Here is a 20,782-nt window from a genome sequence, read left to right on the forward strand (position 1 = left end):
ATTCAGCTGGTTCGGTCTCGAGAAATACCGTCACGAGCGCCAACATAGGAGACGGTACCGGTCGGAGTCGCCGAAATCGGTGGCGCCAAGGTCCGTCAAATATACCGTCAATAATTCTCGCTTCACCGCAATTTCCGCACATGACAGACATTGGGTGATGATGGAAAACTTCTTTATATCAATTGCTTTTGAGAACATTGGTCAACCGCCGTCAACACAGGTCCATCGCAATCCTCACTCCCACTCGATGATCAATGGAGCGGGTAAGTGTATGATTTCATGTCGAGTTTATCTGCGACAATTCGCGCATACCGTCAGAAATAACGTCAATATCGTAAGCTTCTGGAATTGCTTGCGTTATTTTTTCACACTTCCAATGAAAAAATGTGGAAAATTACCAAACGCGCGACCGGAAACCTTTCGCATTGTGTCGTGCATACACTGCGGGTTCAAATCAGGGGCTCGCAACCAATGCTGTCCACGGCAGTTATTCGAATCAGTGGCATGATGATTGAGCTTCGTCTAATTGCACCTCAATCTCGCTCTGACAATCTGTGCTCTGCCCACTGGATTACCAGCATCTATATCCTGAACTTCGAATGTTCTTCGAGTTACACTTACTGATGAAGTTGGCCTTGGCGGTCGCCTTGCCCATTTCTGTATATCCATCAACTGCAAGTTCGCTGCCCGGGCGCCTGAAGCCTTTGACCCGTGCCGGGCATGGGCCAGTATCAGCACGAAACATTTCGAATTGAAAGCAATGCAAGTTCGGCAATTCGCTCGATTTCCGCTGTGCTCAGATGACGTTGCTGAACGATGGCGCTCCAGTAGAGGGGAGCCACCAACATGTCCAAGGCCAGTTGCCGGTCAATATCAGTGGAAAGTTCACCGCGTTCAATTGCGCGCTTGAGCACAACGGCGGCCTGCGCGCGGCGCCCCTTCGTCACCTTGTCCAGAAGCGCGTCCAACGCATCGGATCGCGCGCGTTCGGCATGCAGGTCCGGCAGGATGCACCGGACAAGACGATGGCGCAAAACGATGGCGAAAGCTCGAATGATAGCATGGACATCGCCGTCAAGGGTGCCAGTATCCGGAATCGGGGTAATTGTCAGCGCCGTCGTCTCCACCGCTTCATAGGCCAGATCGCGCTTGGTTTTCCAACGCCTGTAGAGTGCCGCCTTTCCAACGCCCGCACGCGCGGCAATACGTTCCATCCGCAGGGAGGCGTAGCCTGTTTCGGCCCACTCCTCGAACAATGCCCGATGCAATGAGGCCGTCACCGAAGGTTGTAGAACCGCCGCCCCGGCGACTTTGCGGCTTGGCCTATTTGACGATTTTTCGTCGGAACTCTTGCGTTCCATCGTAACACTTCCTATATCGACGGAACGGTACCGTATCGACGTATGTCGTACTAATCAAGACCTGAAAACACTTCGCCTGGTGGCGAGTATAAGCAAAAGGCAATGTGAATGTCGGCTCACTCTCCCTCCCTTGTGATTGCGGCAATCATCTGTGGTGCGTTCATCCCGGTTCACGCCGGGATGAACGCCAGTTTGAGCCGCACCGCAGCGCACCCGATCTGGGCGACTATATTGTCCTTTGGTGTTTCTTTCGGATGCCTCATGGTCGCAACAGCGCTGTTACGCCCCGGCCTGCCAACATGGTCTTCGCTGGCCGCGACACCAGTCTGGGCCTGGCTCGGCGGAGCCATTGGGGTCGCCTATGTCATCGCCACCATGTTGCTAACGCCACGCCTGGGAACCGCCGCGTTTATCGCTGCCGTCGTTGCCGGACAGATGACGATGGCTTTGGCGGTAGACCATTTCGGGTTGCTTGGATTTCCCCGCCGCCCTGTTGAGCTGAGCCGCATTGTCGGAACGATCATGGTTATCGGCGGTGTCCTGGCGATGCAACTGAACCGAAACACATAAGCCATGGCAGGCCGAATAAACCTGTGAGATCGGCAGCACCATGGAACCAACAGGAGATGAAGATGTCCGATGCGCAAACCATTCCAAGCTTCGGGGCAATGCTGCGTGTTGCCCTGGGCGACGCACTCGCCGCCGATGCGGGCGAGGATTTTCTCGCCATGTGCGATGACGATATCGTTTTCCAGTTTCCCTTTGCACCGCCCGGTACCGTCACCGAGGTGCGGGGCAAGGTTAGAATGGCGGCCTATCTTCCGAAGGTCGGCGCACTCCTTGCCTTTGAGAGCATGGGGACGCCGATTACCCATGCCGCCATGGACGGCGAAACCTTCGTGCTGGAGTTCTCCTGCAAAGGCAGTGGCAGCGAGACGGGTGCGCGATACGATCAGAATTACATTTCAGTCATTCGGGTCCGCGATGGGCGAATTGTGCATTACCGCGACTACTGGAACCCTCTGATCCTGCTCGAAGCGGTTGGCGGGATCGAAACACTCACATCCAACTTTCAGGAGTTCATCGATGGCTAACCATATCCTTGTAACCGGCGGCACCGGCAAGACTGGCCGGCGGGTCGCTGACCAACTGCGCGCAAAGGGTCTCGACTGGGGAGCAGACCTGCTCACCGGTTTTGCCCATGAACACGAAACACCGACCGACGTGCAGGATCGGGCGCAGACCACAGCAGACATGATCGACAGCCCACAGCAACCAATCACCCCCAACGACAGTTCGAAAGGAGTTCCACAATGAGGACCAGAAAATCCGCCTTGAAACACGCATCAGCCGTCGCCGCCATCTGCACAGGCCTCATCCTGGCACACCCGGAACGGCCGCCTGCGGCCTGGACCGTGTTCGATCCCTGGAACTATCACCAAAACATCATGACGGCCTCGCAGACGCTGACAGAAATCAACCAGCAAATCGAGCAGCTGCGCAACGAGGCGCAGATGCTGCTCAACATGGACTTGGATCTGACGCAGCTGACTGAGACGATTGCGCCGGATCTGGCCGCCACCCTTTCCGAAATCAACACCCTGATGGATCAGGCGAACGCAATCGCCATGACGGTTCAGGAAACAGATGCGGCGATGCAGGAACTCTTTCCGAACACTTTCGAGGCATCGCTCTCCACCGATGATATGGTGCAGAACGCCAGGGAACGATGGGAAGAAGCGCTTGCCGCTCACAAACGCTCCGCCAACCTGCAGGCCCAGATCAGTGAGAATGCGGAAGCCGATGGCGACCTACTCAACACCCTGCTTTCCCGCTCGCGCGCGTCGGTCGGAAACCTGCAGGCAATGCAGGCCGGGAATGAGCTGACGGGCCTTGCCGTCAAACAATCGCTGCAACTGCAGCAGCTGCTTGCAACTGAGGCTCGCGCTGCAACGGTCGACCGAGCAAGCACGCTGGCGGCCGAGGAAGAAGCCCGGACCCGGTTCAGGAACTTTCTCGGAGAAAGCGATGCCTATTCGCCGGACTGATCCGTCCAATCGCTGAACCGCCTGACTGAAGCAGGCGGTCAGCTTTTGAAACAACCCACACACATGCGCACGGAAGCCACCTCTTCCGTGAACGGGAAAGGTTTGCCCGGAGAGCCCCATGGACGATCTCAATGTCATCGACCGGTTCACTGAGACATTCGTCACCTATATCGAATCTGGCTTCGGGCTGCTTTCCGGCGACGTTGCTTTCCTGGTCTCGATACTGGTCGCGATCGATATCGTGCTTGCCGGCCTTTTTTGGGCGTTGATGGGCGAGGACAATGTTGCCGCGCAGCTCATCCGGAAGGTGCTCTATATCGGCTTCTTCGCGCTGCTCATAAACAACTTCCAGTCTCTTTCGGGCATTGTCTTCGACTCCTTCGCTGGACTGGGATTGAAGGCCGGCAATGCGCCGTTCGGCGCCGATCAGCTCATGCGGCCGGGATTTGTTGCCACCACCGGCTTTACCGCCGCCTGGCCGATGCTGGAAGCGGCGGGTGAACTCATCGGCTTTACCACCTTCTTCAACAATGTGGTGACGATTGTCGTGCTGCTGATTGCCTGGCTGATCGTGCTCCTCGCCTTCTTCGTCCTTTCTGTCCAGCTCTTCATCACCATCATCGAGTTCAAGCTGACGACGCTTGCCGGTTTCGTGCTCGTACCCTTTGCGCTTTTCGGCAAGACGGCCTTTCTGGCCGAGCGCGTCCTCGGCAATGTCATCACCTCCGGCATCAAGCTGATGGTGCTTGCCATCGTGCTCGGGATCGGCTCGTCCATCTTCGGTGAAATCGCGACACCTCCCTCGGCCGACGTGGATCTTGCGCATGCCGCTTCCGTCATCCTTGCCGCCATCGCCGTCTTCGGGCTTGCCCTGTTTGTTCCCGGTATCGCGGCTGGCCTTGTCTCTGGAGCACCGCAATTGGGCGCGGGCGCAGCGGCCGGCACGGCTGCGGGTCTGGTCGGCACCGGCGTTGTCGGAGGCATGGCGGCATCCGGCGCGCTTCGTGGCGCAGGACATCTGGCGGGAGGAAGCGTCAAGGCAGCTGCCAACATGGCCGGACGAACCAGCGCAGGCCTTCAGAGCGGTGGCACGGCTGGCGCAATGAAGGCCACGGTCGGCGCGCCGCTGAAAAACACGGCCTCGGCCGCGGCTGCACCGGTCACGGATTCCTACCGACAAGGTCAGGCATACGGCTTTCGGGCGAACCAATCCTCTTCACCGTCACCCGCCGGCGGGCGTGGCGCAGGTGTCGTTGGACCGCCCTCAGGCAGCACTGGAGCACCAGGCTGGGCCAGGAAGTTGCATCGGCGGCAGCGCTTGCGCGAAGCCAGCCAGTCGGCAGCCCATTCCCTGCGCGAGGGCGACCGCGGCGCCCATGGCGACGGCCCCAAACTCGATCCTGACAAGTGAGGACACCATGATCTTCAAACGATCACGCACGGCCTATGGCGATACGCCCATCCCCGAAACACCCTATCAGAAGGCTGCCCAAGTCTGGGACACTAGGATGGGCGACGCACTGGTGCGGGCACGAAACTGGCGGCTGATGGCCTTCGGATGCCTATCGCTGTCGCTGAGCCTTTCAGGCGGCATGACATGGCTTGCCGCGCAATCGCGGATCGTTCCTTACGTGATCGAACTCGAAGCGGATGGTTCGGCGAGGGCAACAAAAGCTGCAGCAGCAGACTACGATCCAACCGACGCGCAGATTGCTTTCCATCTGGCGTCCTTTATTGAAAACATCCGCTCCCTGCCCGCCGATCCCATCGTTGTGCGTAAGAACTGGCTGAGAGCCTACGATTACACCACTGCCCGCGCAGCCAATACGCTGAACGAACACGCGCGTGACACCGATCCCTTCGCTCGCGTTGGCGAACGCACCGTGTCGGTGGAAGTCACAAGTGTCGTTCGCGCCTCGACTGGCAGTTTTCAGATCCGCTGGCTGGAACGCATTTACGTCAATGGATCGCTCAGCCGGACCGACCGATGGACTGGTGTCTTTGCGGTCGTCATCGAACAGCCGCGCGATATCGAGACGCTGCGCAAAAATCCGCTCGGCATTTATGTGCACGACATCAACTGGTCGCGCGATCTGAAGACGAGTTCTCCTTCCAACCGATCCCACCAACCATCATCTGGAGACAATCCATGAGATCAGCTGCCCCAAAAAAGGCGGTGCGACTAGTCGCGCTCGTCCTTCCGCTTCACCTTGCCGCTTGCGCTACGAAGCCGGACATTCCGGAAATCAACTACGACAACCTCGACTTCGACACGGCCCTACGCCAACAGGAACCTGGAAAGCCGGTCAGGCTGGTGGAACTGCCGAAGCCGCTTCCCCTGCCCGGCCAGTTGAAACCACCGCCCGGAGGTGGCGGGGCAAAGAAGAAAGAGGACAATCTGCCCCCGGAGCAGCTGGTGACCGAGGCCAACAAGATCGCCAAGTTCGAGCCGACAAAGGACGGTTATGTCAACGCCATCCAGAACTACCCCTTCGTAGAAGGTGCGCTCTACCAGCTCTACGCAGCCGTCAACCAGGTTTCGGACATCACGCTTGAACCTGGCGAAAAACTGATCTCGGTGTCGAGCGGCGACACGGTTCGCTGGGTGGTGGGCGATACACGCTCCGGTGCAAGGTCAGTCAAAGGTGACCGGCAGGATCAGGTCCATGTCCTGGTCAAGCCGATAGCACCGGACCTACAGACCAATCTGGTGATCGCCACGGACCGGCGCACCTATCACCTGGAGATGCACTCGACGGACGAGACCTACATGGCGTCGGTTTCCTGGACTTATCCATACTCCGACCTCCTTGCCCTGAACCGGGTGAACGCCAAGGCGACCGAAACGGCAAACAACACGATCAGCTCCGGTTTGAAGCTGGACCGGATCAAGTTCCGCTACCGCATCGAAGGCAATGCCCCCTGGAAGCCGCTGCGTGCCTTCGACGACGGTCAAAAGGTCTTCGTCCAGTTTCCCTCCGGCCTGCGCCAGGGTGAGGCGCCGCCCCTCTTCGTCATCGCGTCAGATGGACAACCGGCGCTGGTCAACTACCGGGTGCGGGACAATTACTACATCATCGACAGGCTCTTTGCGGTGGCTGAACTGCGCCTTGGAAAGAAGCCGCAAAGGATTGTGCGTATCGTTCGAACCGACGCGAAACGAAGGGCTTCAGCGAAAAAGCGGGAGCTCTTCCATGACAGATAATAAGCAGCCTCCCGAAAACTTCGAGCTGCGGGCCAGGCCAAAACCGGTGACGCGCATCAACCGTAAGGTCCTGCTTGGCGGTGCGGCCATCACCCTCGCCCTCATCGGCGGCGCTTTTCTGATCGCGCTCGATCCGCCGAACTGGCGAACCGACACAGAAAGAAAGGAGCTCTATCAGACACGGCACAAGGCTCCTCCGGACGGACTTGAAAAACTGCCCGAAACCTATGACCGCATTCCGAAGCTCGGCCCGCCCAATGCCGGCGACATTGGCAAAACCATCACTCGGGTCGAGCGTGATCTCGGCATCAAACCACTTCCCGGTCGACAGCTACCGTCCTACCGGCCGGATCCGGAAGAGGAGTTTAGGCGCGCCGAGCGCATCAGGTTGGCACGTCTTGCAGCGCAATCCGCTGGATCCGATCTGTTCTTTTCGCAGAGGAAGCAAACCTCTGACCTCGGAAACAACAGAAAGGCAGAGCCTGCATCGACCGCCAGGCCGAGTGTAAGCCCACAATCAGCGCTATCAACATTGCCCCAAGCCAACCGGCCCACAGATCAGTACCAGCAAAAGGCAAAACTGGCGTTCCTTGAGGATGGGCCAGACGACGACATCTACAACGAACACGCCACCCAGCATCCCGCCTCACCCTATCAGCTCATGGCGGGTACAATCATCGCGGCAAGCCTCGCCACTGGGCTAAACTCCGATCTTCCCGGCACGGTGATCGCCCAGGTCACTGAACATGTTTATGACACTGTCAGCGGCCAATACCTGCTTATCCCTCAGGGCTCCCGCCTCATCGGAAAGTACGATAGCCAGGTCTCCTTCGGACAAAACCGGGCGCTTGTCGTGTGGCAACGCATTATCCGGCCGGACGGCTCCTCGATCGTGATAGAAAATCTGCCAGGAACCGATGAAGCCGGAAATGCGGGTCTTACCGATCGGGTGAACCACCACGCCGGTGCCCTTCTCAAAGGCATCGCACTCTCCAGCGTCCTAGGCGTCGGCACCGAGCTCACGTTGGGCGACAACGAATCCGACCTCGTCGAGGCGATCCGGGAAAGCGCTCAGCAATCTACCAATCGGGCCGGCCAGTCCCTGGTTCAGCGCAGCCTCGATATCCAACCAACCATCACCGTACGACCCGGCTGGCCGCTTCGCATCATCGTGCACAAGGACATAGTCCTCCCGCCCATGAAGGGGAACCAATAGCCATGTCGCCACTCAAACTCAAAAAACTTCCGAACCGGGAAACGGCCAAGATCACGTTCACCGCTAGCGCGGACCTGCAGCAAATGCTCGCAGCCTACGCCAATCTATACGAAGCCGAATATGGGGAACGGGAAGCAATCACCGATCTGATCCCATATATGCTGGAGACGTTTGTCGGATCAGATCGTCAATTCCGTACTGCGAAAAGCCAGCCTTCTCAGCAAGCGCCCTCTTCGTCATTAAAGCCACCACAAACAGCCAAGTAAGAACTAGCTCTGGTTGCGAACTTTGAGGAACCTGTGCGGCTCAACTTCAAGAACCAATGCAACTTTTTCTATGACGTCAATGCTGGCCGAATAGACGCTTCGTTCGAGCGAACTGATATAGGTGCGATCAAGACCGGCTCGATGGGCAAGGTCTTCCTGCGACACACCCTTCTCCTGCCGGTAGTACCGCAGGTTTGCCGCGAATGTCTCTCGTAGATTCATGAACGAGAGACGACGCCGTTGCGGCGTATTTAACCACGGAGTATACTCTACAAATAGTTGTATCTTGAAGTGCGGTATAGATGCTCATGCAGGAATTTCTGGACGCTCCGCCGAATTCAGAGCGCATCACCGCATACGATCGCAGGTGCTTCAAGCTTTACCTGATGTTGCTCGAAGCGGACAATACTGGCGAGCATTGGGAAAGTGCATTCAAGTCCGCGTTCGGAACCGATCCTGCGAAAGATAAATCTCGATGTAAGTTGCAATTTGATTCGCATCTCATACGGGCGCGATGGATAAGCTCTGACGGTTATAGATTACTGAAATAAAGAGGTGCGCAGACCTAGATTCACAAACGTCATATTGCGCTGCAGCACATGACCAACTTGGGTGGGAAGCAGTCATTCGCTGCGAATGCTGAGACACATCGACTATACCTTAGAAGCGGACATCCATTTTCTAGAATTAGCGTGGAATAGAGTTCCAAAATGCGTCTTCTCAAGCGATATCGCCGATCGTTTGAGCGATAAGGGAAACCGAACAGCTTCAGTTTGGCGATAGAAGTCGAAGACTGACTATTATTGTGCCGTCGATCAAAACTCCACATCTTCTGCGCGCATGGCTTGAAGCTCCTCTTTCGCCATTGATGCACGCATGAATTCATCGAAGCCTTGCAAATCCTCGTCAGTTGGAATGCTACTTTGATCATTCAGCGCACGTAATTCGTCGGCAACATCGCGTCTGCTGATGGTGTCGAGAATAACTGGTCCATTTTCCAGTTGATACTGAAGCGAACCATTCGTCATGCTGATACGACCGTAGCCTGGCGCATAGGCGATCGAGTTGTTTCGCCCACGCACTTCATGTTTGGCGAAGGACACTCTGAGGTGCTCGAGCCTCGAAAAAGGAATATGCAATTTTGATTGTCTCGATGATTGATGGATCGGCAGCGATTTCTCGCAGTTGTTTTGCCCGCATTTCGCGGCCGGCATGCAGATACCCTTGATCTTCTTCAAGGCTAGTGGCTTTGAGCTCCAAACCGCCGTTGTTCGCCAGCTTGATGATGTCCCTGGCTCGTGCCCTCCAGGTCCTCAGAAACTCGTAGGCTGCAAAGATCCACATCTGCGATTGTGCATTGAGGAACAACGTCGTTGGCGGGGTTTTGTCCGTCTGGATGTATTCCTGAAGCGTTTGATTTTCGAGGTTCATTATGAACTGATCGACCACTGTCAGGTTTGTCACCTGCAAACCGAGATACACGTCGTTGCGAAGCAGAACCAACGAGTGGAGTGCTGACGTCAATTCATGCGGTGTGATTTCGGTGTGCGATCGGAAACTCGGCTCTTGATCCGCCGCATAGTCATCATAATACTCTTCATCGCTGTCCATAAACTATCCTGCTGCTTCTCGCGCCGTTGCGATGGGCATGAAGAGCCGAAGTGGCTGATCAGGCAGTGGTGCGAAGCCAAAGCTCTCATAATAGTTTTTGCGGCGGGTGACAGCGTCACTATCTCCATCGTCAAAGACGTCCAACATGATCACGCAGGTCCCGATTTCCTCGGAGGCGCGCGCAATTCTGTCGAGCGCGTCAGCTACCAATGCACTTCCCAAACCGTTGCCCTGATGCTTTTCGTCCACACCGATCATAGCGATAAATGCGGCCGGTAATAGACCATGCCTCATGGCTTTCTTTTTGTAGGAGGCAGGCATCTCTTTAACGTCGACCGAATGCATATTAATGCCGTAAAAGCCGACGATGTTGTTTTCTGCGTCAATGACAACCCAGACTCGAACGACGTCTGCTTTGGTGCCCTTTTTCGCTGTCAGCTTAAGGTAATTGTCGATTTGCGGAACGCCGCAAGAAAAAGCCGCCCGATCATGTGTTTTCGGATCGAACGGCTGAATTGTGAAAGGTGCTTGCTCTTCCGCGTCAGTCGGCATTCGCAATCAGCTTCTTGCGATGTACAAACGCTTCTTGCAGTCGCTTGGTCGGCTTCGGAGGATTATCGAGCGCATTAAAGAACGCCTCTCTGTCCGCCTCGCTTTCGAGTACCGTCACCTTATGTGCCTCAATCGTCGATTGCGCAGCGTTATAGGCAGCGCTCACGACAAAAGAACTAACATCGACTCCGTTCAATGTCGCGGCACGGTTGATCGTGTCTTTCACGGAAGGCTGGGTGCGTGCCTCAAGGCGAGCACTTTTCGGCTCGTCGACTGAAGCAGTCGCATCTTCAAATGCCAACATGATCGTCTCCTTTCAGCGTTAGGGCCAACCTGATCTCTCAGGGGCATGAGATTTCCAAGTATGTACGGTAAATAGGCGTACATGTCAAGTGTACGGGAATTCACCGTACAAGTGAATGATGGCAGAATTAGCCACAGTTATGAGGACTTGAAGAACAGCCAGATGAGCGTCTTTCTAGTGCTGCCCGCAGATAAGCTGGAATCCCATTCAGCCTGGCTCAGTGTGCACATCCAGCAGTCTTTGACGGTCAATGCGCGCAACATTGAGCAGAAGCCCAAAAAGCCCATTCTCTTCTTTCTTGACGAAATGCCTGCCCTTGGTCGTCTACCTATGGTGGAGCAAGCATTTGGCTTGATGGCGGGGTTGCCGTCCGAATATTCCCTTGGTGATGATCTGTGAGGGTTCTCCGTATTTAGCCTTGGTCGCAGCAACGAAATCATCAATCGTCGGTTTCTGGTCGTCGGGCTTAATCGAAACCTGACGGGTAACTTGCTGGATCAGGTTGCCGGAATGCCAAGGCGTCACGATAATCCTGACGCCTTCCCTAACACCCATGATATTGCCGGTGGCAAAACTCTGATCTGCTATGTCTTCCCGAACCTTTTGGTTCTGACTGTCTTTCCAGTGTTTTGTCTTGAACCGGAAATTCGGATTGAGTGCCTTGAGACTTCGCTCGGCTGGAATGTCAAGGCTAACACCGCTGATATCAAATTCCAGTCCTGTGAACGAAGAACTGATACCATTCGTATCGGCGTTGGCATAAGGAGAAACAAACAAAAATGCTTGCAGTGAAAAGAGCAGTTGAGGGGCGCATGTCAAAAGGCTTCCCTATTGATATCATTACCATATTTTTCTTGATTTCGCTCTCATCCATTGATTCATTAGGACAATCTTGAGGTGCAGTCGCCCTCAAAACACCGTCAATCAACGATTTCAAAAAGCAACCCTTTTGATGGGTTTCGATTGCATGTGCCGTCCTTGCTCATGCTGCTGAAAACGTTAGGATTTCGGCGACGAAGACGACGAAAGCCCCATCCCAAAGACGACTGAAAAAAATCGGTTACATCCGTGTCTCGGATAAGGAGCAGACTGAGGATCTGCAGATTGACGCTCTGAAACATGCCGGATGCGATGTGATTTACGGCGATCACGGTGTGTCAGGCGCAGTCACGAAACGGCAGGGTTTGGAAGAACTGCTTGCCTCACTCCAGCAGGGCGACACGCTGTGTGTATGGAAACTGGACCGGCTGGGCCGTTCCACGATCCATCTATTGCAGATGCTGGATGATCTGAGAAAACGGGGTGTGGACTTTCAGGCGATCACGCAGGGCATCGACACGACCAACGCAGTCGGCCGAATGCTTTACGGTCAGCTCGCTGTCTTTGCTGAGTTCGAACGGGAACAAATCAGCGAACGTACCAAGGCAGGCATGCAAGCGGCGAAGGCCCGCGGCAAACATATCGGAAGACCGAGAAAACTGAATGCAGACCAGATCACTCGCGCCCGTACACAAATCGCAGCAAGGCAATACACAATCACTGACATCGCCCGAAATTACGGCGTCGCACCGCTCACAATTTCGAGGGCATTAAAGTGCCTCGAAAAATAGTCAATCATATTCAGACCATGACGTCGCATCTTCCAAATGCCTCAAAAGACTTAAACCCAGTCTATTTTTAGATAGCTTAAATGCTTGTTTGTAGTCTTCGAAATGTAAGGCTAGTGGGTTTGGGTCAGTCAATTTAAGAGATTTGAGAAACGTCTCGAAGTCAGCGATGAGGTTTTGAGAGATGCTTTGTGCATCTTTTGCTCGTATCAAACTGAGGACGTTATGCCCCTCATGAAATTGATCTAATCTTTCTAGACTGAAGACCGGACTCCCCCGATTTGCTGATAGTGAAATCAGAATGGTTCTCACGCACCATGCAATTCGTTTTGGCAGTAAGGGCGACGACAAGAGCTCGTCAGAGCACTTTGTTATGAACCACGCGATCTCATTTGCGCTGTCAATTTCCGAATCGTACGATGACTTAAATTGGAAGCCGTCTTTGAGTTCTGCAAATAGACTAAGGGGATCGTACAAAACGTTTCCCTCACTCAATACATGATAGAGGAAGAGGTCTCCTTCTTGCGCTCTGTTCCTCAAGTCTGAGAGCGGGTAAAATGAAAGCGACAAATTGCTTGCAGATTTGTGCTGTATTTGCCCATCGTCGGTTATGAGCAATATGTCTGTATCTGAATTTTCACTCTGATCGCCTCTTGCACGGCTGCCGTAAAGAGCAGCCGCTAAGATGGACATTTTTTCACCTTCAGCCCAGATAGCTTCATTGCTCGGACACTCTTTCCAAGGCTTCGGTGGACATCGTTCTGGCAGTTCGGACTGCAGCCAAGACATCTTCTCTGTTGATCAAGACAAGCTGCTGTTTTTCAGGTGGTATTTTCCCTTCCTCAACATCAAGGTTGTATTGATCCATGAGGTAAAATGCATGACTCAACCTGACGGGAACTTTTTTGATGCCGTCAACCATTGCGTATTCGCTTGAGATTGCTTTCTGTCTGCCCCTGTCTAGCTTGGGGTTTGGGGCGAGTTCAAAGTTAATTCTTTGAAACCATTGATAATCAAGATCATAGTCGATGTCGCAGGCTGTCGCATTTCTGGTCGCGCTAATTCTGTTTAGATGATAGTCGCGAAAGTCATTGTGGCCTTTGTTCCAGGCGCGAACGTACCAAACACCTTTGCTGTGCGAAATTGCGTGGGGAGCAATCGTTCTTTCCGAGGCGGGCGACCCGGTCAACGAATGATAGCTTATTGTGAGCTCTTGCTTTAGTCGGATTGCGTCCAAAACGGACATGAGATGCATGGTGTTAATCGGAGCTCGTTCGAGGGACACGACTTCGACGGGTGGCATTTCTTCAAACCACGTCTCCTTTCGCTCCATCCAACCACTCTCGACCGCAACTAGTTGTAGTAGATACCGCTCTCCTGCTTTCTTGAGAAGGTTCGGTTCAAAGCGCGGCAATCGAACATATGATTTTTGTTTTGGATCATACTCGCAATTTTCAGGCGCATGCCTTTGGTACATCGATATGTCATTAGTGGCTTGTTGCGCTGAAATGTCGAAGGCAGAGGACAAATCAGGGCGATTAAAGCGCCCGTACCAAAACAGCCGAAACTCTATGAACTCCATACGCTTACGAACACCCCACTTTACGTCGAAATCAGCGTATGTCATTTCACAAGCGCACATTTAATAAGAATATTCACAATCATCCTCCTATTTTCTTGACACATCTCTTAGTTGATATTATATTATCTATTAATTGAAATGAAGCGTCAAACCAAAAATTTTGAGGTTCATCGAGCTTCCAGAACAGGAAATTTAAGATGAGTAAACGAAATCAACACGTTGTGCCCCACCAGGATGGGTGGGCTGTGAAAGGTGCCGGTAACCAAAGAGCGACGAGCGTCCATGCCACTCAGGCAGAGGCTATCCAGTCAGCTCGGTCTACTGCCATCAACCAACAGAGCGAAATGCTCATTCACGGAAAAAACGGTCAAATTCGGGAACGGAATTCATATGGCAATGATCCGTATCCCCCGAAAGGATGAGGCTATGAAGCATCACAGCAATAACGAAAAAAACAAACTTCTTGAGAAGCTGGTCGAGGTTTTGGACCTTCCTGATACCGCATACGAACGTGCAGCAGCGCGGTATGGGGACTTGGGGGAGTGGCTGGGTCGTGCAGATTCTGCTGTCGTGAAGTTCGAACCCCATGTTTATCCTCAGGGTTCGTTTCGTCTCGGAACTGCTATTCGTCCGCTGGATGAGTCCGAGGAGTATGACTTGGACCTTGCTTGTAAACTGAGTCAGGGCGCAACCAAGACCTCGCACACGCAAGAGCAGATCAAATCTCTCGTTGGACATGAAATTGGTAGGTACAGAGACGCGCGAGGAATAAAGTCACAACAGGAAGAAAAGCACAGATGCTGGCGTCTCGATTATAGAGACTCACCGAGTTTCCACATGGACATCGTGCCCTGCGTACCAGCGGCAGAAGAAGAACAGCGCGCCGCGTTTACAAAGATGGCTCGTTACGAAGGCGCCGGAATTTCACAGATTGCTTCTGAGCACACAGTTTGCATCACAGATAACAGGCTTCCCAACTACCGCGTTATTTCAGACGATTGGCTGTCCAGTAATCCTGAGGGATATGCTCAATGGTTTGAAGATCGTATGACCGAAAAGCGCGCGATCGCCCTTGCTGAAAAAGCGCAAATAGATGATCTGCCAGCGTACAAGCGTAAGACACCCTTGCAAAGGGTTGTGCAAATCTTGAAGCGCCATCGGGATCAGATGTTTAAGAACGACGAAGATTCCAAGCCTATATCGGTGATCATCACCACACTCGCTGCACGGTCATATCAGGGAGAAACAACACTTGAGAGCGCCCTTGAAGGTGTTCTCCTAAGAATGGGTGATCACGTCAATGCTTCAGCGCCGAGGGTCGCAAACCCCGTTAATCCAAGTGAAGATTTTGCTGATCGCTGGAGTATGCCTCAATACGGGCATTTGCATCTTGAAGAGAATTTTTGGAGCTGGCTCGCTCAGGCGCAGACCGATTTTGAGTTGTTGAATGACCCCAAGAGCGTCGCCTTCGTGAGTGAGCAAATACAAACCAAGTTAGGCACCACTATTCCACTAGCGGCTATTGCCGGAATAATTGATGAGCCAGCAAAAGCTGAAACCATTCCGTCGCAGGTTCACGTTGTAACGAGCGAAAATCCTAAGCCCTGGAGATCAAGTTCGACCAAATGAAGGAAGTCTCCCTCGGTGTCAGAAATTTTCTTAAGAGCCAACCGAGGATGGTTCTTCGTCCATCGAAATCCTCCGCTTTGACTTTAGAAGGCTTATATGAATTCGCGGCTGTTGATGAACATGGCAACGAGACTTTTGGCTCGTACAATCTGCGGATTGAAATTCCAGAAAACTTCCCGAGAGAAATGCCGACGGTTTTTGAGGTGGGACAAAAAATTCCTCGAAAGCCTGAGAATCACGTCAACCTAGATGGAAGTCTGTGCCTGGGCTCTCCGTTGCGCCTGAAGCTTCTCACAGATAGTGACAAAACGCTGTTGGGATTTGCGTCGAACTGCATATTTCCATTCTTATATGCCCATTCGTTAGGTCGCTTTTTGTTTGGCGAACTTTCACATGGCTTGGCCGGATTGATCGAAGACTACAAAGACATGCTCGACGTTCAAACAGAACGCCAAGTTGTTCAGTTTTTTACGCTTGCCTCACTTCGACGCCGCATCGCAAACAAACGAAAGTGCCCTTGTGGGTGTGACCGAAGGCTTGGAGTTTGTGAGTTTCGGCACAAAATCAATTCTTTCAGAAGCATTGCCCCTCGTTCGTGGTTCGCGACACATAAAGCTTATATCGAGAGGCAAATATAAAAATGAGAAAAATTTTTATCTTAATTTTTCATTTTGCCGCCAGAGCTATTGATTACTATTTTCGACTAAAAAATACCCCTCGATATCTAGCTAATATTGGTTTAATTCTTATCGGCTCATCCAGTATAACATTTGGAGCGGTGGCCGCATTCCAATTTGGCAATGTCCCCATTACAGCGAGTTTTACCTTCGGCGATGCCCCTAGCGCACAGCTAGTTCTAGGCTTTTGTGTACTCGTTATAGGAATTTTGTTCGAAATTGCTTCTCACCTGAGAGACATACAACGGGAAAACAGAAGGCGAATAGCCGTCATCGAACTGCGTGGTCTGAGAGGCGTATCAGGAGCGCCTCTTGCAGAAGCCATACCCAAAAGCATTAGAGGCACTAAAGATCCATTGCTTATTTCGCTAAAGCCCAAAGACGATGGGCAGATCGAACCAATCGCAGCGATTAAGGAGATTTCTACGGTCGTTTCAACTCTTCAGCAACGGGAGCAGGGACAGAACCGTGCAGATATTGTGAGAGTTTTTGGTGGTCTCGCTCCCGTACCATTCCTGTTCTTGACTGGTGTGATGCTAGATAATGAGCAAGGCTTAGAAGCCATACTGGACTGGGACAGAGACCTTTTGAAATGGCGAGAGCTTGATGGGGTAGATGATTTATATCGATTTGTGCCATCCAATGTTCAGGAATTACCAGACAAAACCGATGAGGTTATCTTAGCGGTATCAGCGTCGTTTAAGGTGGACATTGAAGGTGCACTTCAGGCAGCCGGTGATCTGCCGCTTGTTGAGCTCGATCTGGAAAATCGGTCAACTACAAGCCACTGGTCTGAAAGCAAGCAAATTGCTCTGGCTGCCAGTCTCCGCAACACGGTGCAGATTTTGAAAGACAAAGGCGTAAAGAAGATCCATCTTTTTTTGGCCGCGCCTGCAAGCTTATCGTTTCGGTTCGGAACGCAGTTTGATAAGCGGTTGTCGCCACCCACCATCATCTATCAGTATGAGCCTGACCACAAACCACCCTTTCCATGGGGTATTTCTTTACCCGTAGCCGGCAAAGAGGAGGCTTCGATAGAAATCCTCTCATAGCATAAGCTCTTTTGATGAGGTTCAAACAGCGGACCGTTTGAACCGAGCTCCGACGCCCAATGCCAGGCTTTCTCCATGACTTAGGGTGATTCAGCGTCCCGCCGTTGGCCTCAATGAATCGCTGGATCGTTTCGCTGGTGTTGAAGGGCTCAATGCCAGATCAGTGCCACACACTGAGGGGATGCAACGGGGAACAACGAGTTCCCCTTGCCAAGATGTGGTGTGCTACACCACACATCTTGCAATAGCTCTTTAGGCAACAGTTCGCGGTCTTACTTAATAGCCTTCATTACCAAAAAACGAAAAGATCGTTTGGGTTCGAAAGCGGGTTTCTGGCGCATCATTTCATCGGCCCAATGCACGATAAAGTTTCAATGCTTTTTCGCTAACTTTTCTATTTGTGTTTGACGGCGTAAGGTCATTGATCTTTGAGCTGGGGAAGAGAACGTACTCAACTGTGCGACCTAAGCTGTAGTTTTTTACCTTCGTGCAAAACCTCGGGTCACTCGAAAGGCGCTTAGCACATCGAGTATCACCGAGCGCATCGAACAACGCTAGTGACCCCTCCCCGATTTTGTTATGCGGACCGCCATCGGCAACCAAGACCGGGATGACTTTGTCACCATCAACAACGACACCGACATCCCCCATAGCTACACCCGTTTTGTCTCGAAACTCGCGAGATTCTCGATCATTCGGTCGACCAGGGCGTAGGCTATCGTAAGGGATCACTACATAAGGAACAATATCGGAGGTGACGTATTTCTGCCGCCATTTTGGCAATGCTTCATCACCCGGTGAAAGCTTCTTGTAGAAATACGTGGTTGGGCATTGATCTGTTCTTCCGCGCGTCCCAGCGCAGGGTGCGTACCCACCATCGACGTCAACCGACATTTTCGCCCTAAACGCAATCGCTTTACCATTCAATCGGAAGAAGCCATCTAGGTTGTTCAAATCACGCCTGCGTGGATCCGGGTGTCGACATCGTTTATTACCGCGCATTTCCCGGCCGTTGAAAATGTTTTCGCGATCACAGCGCTTAAACTGAGCTGAATAGCTGGTCAAAATCTCTTCTCTCGTCGGGGAAGAGTTATTCGGTCCAGTGCTAGAACAGCTTGAAATTCCCAAAGCCAATATAGAAACAAAAATGGATTTCCGCATCATGCCCCCCGACATTACGACCCGAACACAACCACGTAACGCATGGCTCAACACAACTCAACATTGGCACAGTTAGAAATGCCACTTTAGACTGATTTGTCACCGATAAGCAGTCGCAAATAAATACCTCCAAATTGCATTGGACTTCAGGTTTCCCCTTGGGTCATTGTGGTGCTGTAGTGATTGCGACCGGATTGCAATGTCGCCTGAGTAGCGAAGCATTATTGCTCTATCTTGTCACGTGAACGAACACTTTTGAGATTCAGACTTCACCTTTTCGGATTGAGAAGGTTGGTGGCTCATTGTGAGCCACCGTTGTTTGCAATTTCAGTGGGAACCAGAAACATCACGCCGTTGTGGTTCATGAGGTCGGTAGGCACGATATCAAGCTGGATGATTGCGCCTTGCTTGTCGCCTTTTCGTTTCCACGCTGCGCCGATTTCTTTGGGGCGTCCGAGGATGTCATTACCCTCATTGTCTTGCACCCGACAGGATTCGAACTTGTGGCCACTGCCTTCTGAGAGCGACCGCCTATCGGCGAAATTTTGTTGGCCCGATATTAATTGTGATCGGTTGGACCACTATGTGTATCTGTGCACACCAATCGACACGAGTTTTTTTGGCTTGGATTTCGATATCTTCGGGTTCTTTTGACCAATCAAATTGGTTAGAGTCAGATTGGCCCCATGGAAAACCGTGGGCGCAAAACCAGCAGTGATGCTCCTGACCCGAAAGAACCCAGAGAACAGAGAGCACAACGGTCGTTCTTACAAAATTTTGTGCGGACACTAGCGATTGCCGCCGCCAGAGCAGACCACACGGAAGAAATGGAGCGTCGGATATCCAAAGGGGATTGATCGATGCTTAAAGCCGCTATCTACGCAAGGTTTTCTACAGACCTACAAAATGACCGATCCATTGATGACCAGATCGAACTTTGCCGGACATTTGCGGCGAAAGAAAACCTGACACCCGTTGCTGTATTTGAAGACCGCGCCCAATCCGGTTCAACGATAATCGGCAGGAACGGAATAGCAAAACTGATGCGGGCAGCTCAGGATGGCCAGTATTGCGTGCTGGTGGTCGAAGCTTTAGACCGGCTGTCAAGAGATCAGGAAGATCTTGCACACTTATGGAAACGATTGAGTTTTCTGGGGATTGAAATCCGAGCAGTACATGAGGGAACCGCTGATGCCGTTCAAGTTGGCATTCGTGGGCTGCTGGGTACTCTCTACCTCGCAGATCTGGCCAATAAAGTCCGAAGAGGAATGCAAGGCGTTGTCCGCGACGGCAGACATGCTGGCGGAAAAGCCTACGGCTACCGCCCGGTTCCGGGCAGACCGGGCGCGTTAGAGATCGTAGATGAAGAGGCCGCGATCGTTCAGAGAATATTCAATGAGTATCTGGCTGGAAAAACGCCAAGGGAGATAGCATCGGGGCTCAACAACGATGGTATTGATCCGCCACGCGGTAAGCAATGGGTAGCATCAACGATCAATGGCAATCGGTCCCGGCACTACGGGATTTTGATCAATGAGCTATATGCTGGTCGCCTCATCTGGAACCGTGTTCGGATGGTCAAAGATCCAGATACCGGCCGACGCGTGTCGAGGCCCAATCCACCTGAGGAATGGAATCGCGAAAACGTTCCTCAGCTTGCCATAATTGACAACAAGATCTTTGACGCCGTGCAGGCCAGAAAGACCGCGCGTAGCTGTGAATATCCTGCAAAGCAGCGCAAGGCGAAGCGTCTGTTGTCGGGTCTGCTTAAGTGCCAGAAATGCGGTGGCGGAATTTCGATCAAGGATAGAGATAACGGGCGTATCCGAATTCACTGCTCCACGCGAAAGGAATCCGGTTCGTGCGACAACAAGAAAATCTACTATCTGGATCAGATTGAAACAGCTGTGCTTTCCGGGTTGCAAGAACACCTTGAGAGCCCAGAGCTATTGGCAGAGTTTGTAGAAACATACCAGAAAGAAAGGATCAGGCTCGCTGCCGACAAACAAAAGGCACACCTAAAGCTTGAGAACGATCTTGCCCGTACTCAGCGATCCATCGACCGCATCTGGGCGGAATATGAGGACGAACTCATCGACATGAAATTAGCCGGTCCGAAACTCAGATCACTCAATGATGATAAGGAAGCTATCGAATTACGGCTAGCGGCAATGGAGCCTGAACCAAATGTTATCTCTCTTCATCCAACCGCCGTTAAACGCTACCGGCAATACGTCACAAATCTGTCCAAAGCATTCGACGACGGCATATCCCCTGACAACGAAGAGGCCGCATCAGCGATCCGTGATTTAGTCCAGAAGATTGCTGTTGGCCATGACAGTTCAGGTCAACTGACACTTAGCGTTCACGGACGCCTGGCCGCTCTTACGGACGCACCAAAACTCTATCCGAATATGATGATTTCCGCATCGGGGTGCCCGGCCTGAGAGATAGGTAACAAAACGTACCGGACACATAGGTAACACTTTTCGCTTTTGCGTGAGGTGTCGA

The 20,782-nt window shown here is 52.6% G+C and carries 27 protein-coding genes; 16 read left to right on the plus strand and 11 right to left on the minus strand.

Annotated features, from left to right (window positions below; all coding sequences use genetic code 11):
* Positions 1 to 731: 731 nt before the first annotated feature.
* Positions 732 to 1,361 carry a TetR/AcrR family transcriptional regulator gene (locus tag OOZ53_RS24675; protein WP_271092446.1) on the minus strand — a complete coding sequence of 210 codons (630 nt, stop codon included), beginning with the start codon at positions 1,359 to 1,361 and terminating at the stop codon, positions 732 to 734.
* 108 nt (positions 1,362 to 1,469) lie between these two features.
* Here OOZ53_RS24675 and OOZ53_RS24680 point away from each other — a divergent pair, with 108 nt between their 5' ends.
* The 9 genes from OOZ53_RS24680 (at position 1,470) to OOZ53_RS24720 (ending at position 8,096) form a co-directional block, all read left to right on the plus strand.
* Positions 1,470 to 1,931: a DMT family transporter gene (locus tag OOZ53_RS24680; RefSeq protein WP_271092447.1), complete on the plus strand. Its 462-nt coding sequence runs from the start codon at positions 1,470 to 1,472 to the stop codon at positions 1,929 to 1,931.
* 62 nt (positions 1,932 to 1,993) lie between these two features.
* Positions 1,994 to 2,455 (plus strand): nuclear transport factor 2 family protein, encoded by a 462-nt coding sequence (locus OOZ53_RS24685; protein WP_271092448.1) that lies wholly within the window; start codon positions 1,994 to 1,996, stop codon positions 2,453 to 2,455.
* On the plus strand, positions 2,448 to 2,678 hold the full coding sequence (locus OOZ53_RS24690; protein WP_271092449.1) for a hypothetical protein: 231 nt from the start codon (positions 2,448 to 2,450) through the stop codon (positions 2,676 to 2,678). Before OOZ53_RS24685 ends, OOZ53_RS24690 begins: the two co-directional genes overlap by 8 nt.
* A complete protein-coding gene (trbJ, locus tag OOZ53_RS24695) occupies positions 2,675 to 3,409 on the plus strand; it encodes a P-type conjugative transfer protein TrbJ (protein ID WP_271092450.1) in 735 nt (244 codons plus the stop codon). Before OOZ53_RS24690 ends, trbJ begins: the two co-directional genes overlap by 4 nt.
* Before the next feature lie 118 nt (positions 3,410 to 3,527).
* Positions 3,528 to 4,820: a P-type conjugative transfer protein TrbL gene (gene trbL / locus OOZ53_RS24700; RefSeq protein WP_271092451.1), complete on the plus strand. Its 1,293-nt coding sequence runs from the start codon at positions 3,528 to 3,530 to the stop codon at positions 4,818 to 4,820.
* Positions 4,786 to 5,562, plus strand: a complete 777-nt coding sequence (gene trbF / locus OOZ53_RS24705) for a conjugal transfer protein TrbF (RefSeq protein WP_271092452.1) — start codon at positions 4,786 to 4,788, stop codon at positions 5,560 to 5,562. Before trbL ends, trbF begins: the two co-directional genes overlap by 35 nt.
* Complete coding sequence (gene trbG / locus OOZ53_RS24710; protein ID WP_271092453.1) at positions 5,559 to 6,614, plus strand: P-type conjugative transfer protein TrbG; 1,056 nt, start codon at positions 5,559 to 5,561, stop codon at positions 6,612 to 6,614. Before trbF ends, trbG begins: the two co-directional genes overlap by 4 nt.
* Positions 6,604 to 7,830, plus strand: coding sequence for a TraB/TrbI/VirB10 family type IV secretion system protein (locus OOZ53_RS24715; protein ID WP_271092454.1), 1,227 nt, complete (start codon positions 6,604 to 6,606; stop codon positions 7,828 to 7,830). Before trbG ends, OOZ53_RS24715 begins: the two co-directional genes overlap by 11 nt.
* A 2-nt stretch (positions 7,831 to 7,832) precedes the next feature.
* On the plus strand, positions 7,833 to 8,096 hold the full coding sequence (locus OOZ53_RS24720; protein ID WP_271092455.1) for a DUF2274 domain-containing protein: 264 nt from the start codon (positions 7,833 to 7,835) through the stop codon (positions 8,094 to 8,096).
* 3 nt (positions 8,097 to 8,099) lie between these two features.
* Here OOZ53_RS24720 and OOZ53_RS24725 read toward each other — a convergent pair whose 3' ends face one another.
* From OOZ53_RS24725 to OOZ53_RS24745, 5 genes are all read right to left on the minus strand, one after another.
* Positions 8,100 to 8,318 carry a helix-turn-helix domain-containing protein gene (locus OOZ53_RS24725; RefSeq protein WP_271092456.1) on the minus strand — a complete coding sequence of 73 codons (219 nt, stop codon included), beginning with the start codon at positions 8,316 to 8,318 and terminating at the stop codon, positions 8,100 to 8,102.
* Positions 8,319 to 8,911: 593 nt separating this feature from the next.
* On the minus strand, positions 8,912 to 9,199 hold the full coding sequence (locus OOZ53_RS24730; RefSeq protein WP_271092458.1) for a hypothetical protein: 288 nt from the start codon (positions 9,197 to 9,199) through the stop codon (positions 8,912 to 8,914).
* Positions 9,180 to 9,707: a hypothetical protein gene (locus tag OOZ53_RS24735; RefSeq protein ID WP_271092460.1), complete on the minus strand. Its 528-nt coding sequence runs from the start codon at positions 9,705 to 9,707 to the stop codon at positions 9,180 to 9,182. Before OOZ53_RS24735 ends, OOZ53_RS24730 begins: the two co-directional genes overlap by 20 nt.
* A gap of 3 nt (positions 9,708 to 9,710) precedes the next feature.
* Positions 9,711 to 10,259 (minus strand): GNAT family N-acetyltransferase, encoded by a 549-nt coding sequence (locus OOZ53_RS24740; RefSeq protein WP_271092461.1) that lies wholly within the window; start codon positions 10,257 to 10,259, stop codon positions 9,711 to 9,713.
* Positions 10,249 to 10,563 carry a type II toxin-antitoxin system TacA family antitoxin gene (locus OOZ53_RS24745; RefSeq protein ID WP_271092462.1) on the minus strand — a complete coding sequence of 105 codons (315 nt, stop codon included), beginning with the start codon at positions 10,561 to 10,563 and terminating at the stop codon, positions 10,249 to 10,251. The genes OOZ53_RS24740 and OOZ53_RS24745 overlap by 11 nt, the downstream gene beginning before the upstream one ends.
* A gap of 162 nt (positions 10,564 to 10,725) precedes the next feature.
* Here OOZ53_RS24745 and OOZ53_RS24750 point away from each other — a divergent pair, with 162 nt between their 5' ends.
* Positions 10,726 to 10,962, plus strand: a complete 237-nt coding sequence (locus tag OOZ53_RS24750; protein ID WP_271092463.1) for a type IV secretory system conjugative DNA transfer family protein — start codon at positions 10,726 to 10,728, stop codon at positions 10,960 to 10,962.
* Here the strand turns inward: OOZ53_RS24750 and OOZ53_RS24755 are convergent.
* The gene (locus tag OOZ53_RS24755; RefSeq protein ID WP_271092478.1) at positions 10,888 to 11,382 is read right to left on the minus strand and encodes a hypothetical protein; all 495 of its coding nucleotides are present in this window, start codon (positions 11,380 to 11,382) and stop codon (positions 10,888 to 10,890) included. The genes OOZ53_RS24750 and OOZ53_RS24755 overlap by 75 nt on opposite strands.
* A gap of 245 nt (positions 11,383 to 11,627) precedes the next feature.
* On the opposite strand from OOZ53_RS24755, the gene OOZ53_RS24760 reads away from it, so the two are divergent.
* Positions 11,628 to 12,173: a recombinase family protein gene (locus OOZ53_RS24760; RefSeq protein ID WP_271092477.1), complete on the plus strand. Its 546-nt coding sequence runs from the start codon at positions 11,628 to 11,630 to the stop codon at positions 12,171 to 12,173.
* Here OOZ53_RS24760 and halB read toward each other — a convergent pair whose 3' ends face one another.
* Both halB and OOZ53_RS24765 read right to left on the minus strand, forming a co-directional pair.
* Entirely contained in the window at positions 12,174 to 12,959 is a 786-nt protein-coding gene (halB, locus tag OOZ53_RS26565) for an anti-phage Hailong system nucleotidyltransferase HalB (protein ID WP_425499233.1), read from the minus strand. It lies immediately after the preceding gene.
* Positions 12,889 to 13,797, minus strand: coding sequence for a helix-turn-helix transcriptional regulator (locus OOZ53_RS24765; protein ID WP_271092464.1), 909 nt, complete (start codon positions 13,795 to 13,797; stop codon positions 12,889 to 12,891). The genes halB and OOZ53_RS24765 overlap by 71 nt, the downstream gene beginning before the upstream one ends.
* Positions 13,798 to 13,949: 152 nt before the next feature.
* Here OOZ53_RS24765 and OOZ53_RS24770 point away from each other — a divergent pair, with 152 nt between their 5' ends.
* From OOZ53_RS24770 to OOZ53_RS24785, 4 genes are read left to right on the plus strand one after another with little or no spacing between them, the layout of a single operon-like run.
* On the plus strand, positions 13,950 to 14,174 hold the full coding sequence (locus OOZ53_RS24770; protein ID WP_271092465.1) for a DUF2188 domain-containing protein: 225 nt from the start codon (positions 13,950 to 13,952) through the stop codon (positions 14,172 to 14,174).
* Between the two features lie 4 nt (positions 14,175 to 14,178).
* Positions 14,179 to 15,381 (plus strand): nucleotidyltransferase domain-containing protein, encoded by a 1,203-nt coding sequence (locus OOZ53_RS24775; RefSeq protein ID WP_271092466.1) that lies wholly within the window; start codon positions 14,179 to 14,181, stop codon positions 15,379 to 15,381.
* The gene (locus OOZ53_RS24780; RefSeq protein ID WP_271092467.1) at positions 15,378 to 16,019 is read left to right on the plus strand and encodes a hypothetical protein; all 642 of its coding nucleotides are present in this window, start codon (positions 15,378 to 15,380) and stop codon (positions 16,017 to 16,019) included. The genes OOZ53_RS24775 and OOZ53_RS24780 overlap by 4 nt, the downstream gene beginning before the upstream one ends.
* Positions 16,020 to 16,021: 2 nt before the next feature.
* Positions 16,022 to 17,110 (plus strand): SAVED domain-containing protein, encoded by a 1,089-nt coding sequence (locus OOZ53_RS24785; protein WP_271092468.1) that lies wholly within the window; start codon positions 16,022 to 16,024, stop codon positions 17,108 to 17,110.
* A gap of 345 nt (positions 17,111 to 17,455) precedes the next feature.
* Here OOZ53_RS24785 and OOZ53_RS24790 read toward each other — a convergent pair whose 3' ends face one another.
* Both OOZ53_RS24790 and OOZ53_RS24795 read right to left on the minus strand, forming a co-directional pair.
* Positions 17,456 to 18,175, minus strand: a complete 720-nt coding sequence (locus OOZ53_RS24790; RefSeq protein WP_271092469.1) for a glycoside hydrolase family 75 protein — start codon at positions 18,173 to 18,175, stop codon at positions 17,456 to 17,458.
* 395 nt (positions 18,176 to 18,570) lie between these two features.
* Complete coding sequence (locus tag OOZ53_RS24795; protein WP_271092470.1) at positions 18,571 to 18,756, minus strand: hypothetical protein; 186 nt, start codon at positions 18,754 to 18,756, stop codon at positions 18,571 to 18,573.
* A 375-nt stretch (positions 18,757 to 19,131) separates the two neighbouring features.
* Between OOZ53_RS24795 and OOZ53_RS24800 the strand changes: the two genes are divergently transcribed.
* Positions 19,132 to 20,718 (plus strand): recombinase family protein, encoded by a 1,587-nt coding sequence (locus OOZ53_RS24800; protein ID WP_271092471.1) that lies wholly within the window; start codon positions 19,132 to 19,134, stop codon positions 20,716 to 20,718.
* The last annotated feature ends 64 nt before the right edge of the window (positions 20,719 to 20,782 follow it).

Source organism: Allohoeflea poritis, from assembly GCF_027889715.1.
In the GTDB taxonomy this organism is placed as follows: Bacteria; Pseudomonadota; Alphaproteobacteria; order Rhizobiales; family Rhizobiaceae; genus Hoeflea_A; species Hoeflea_A poritis.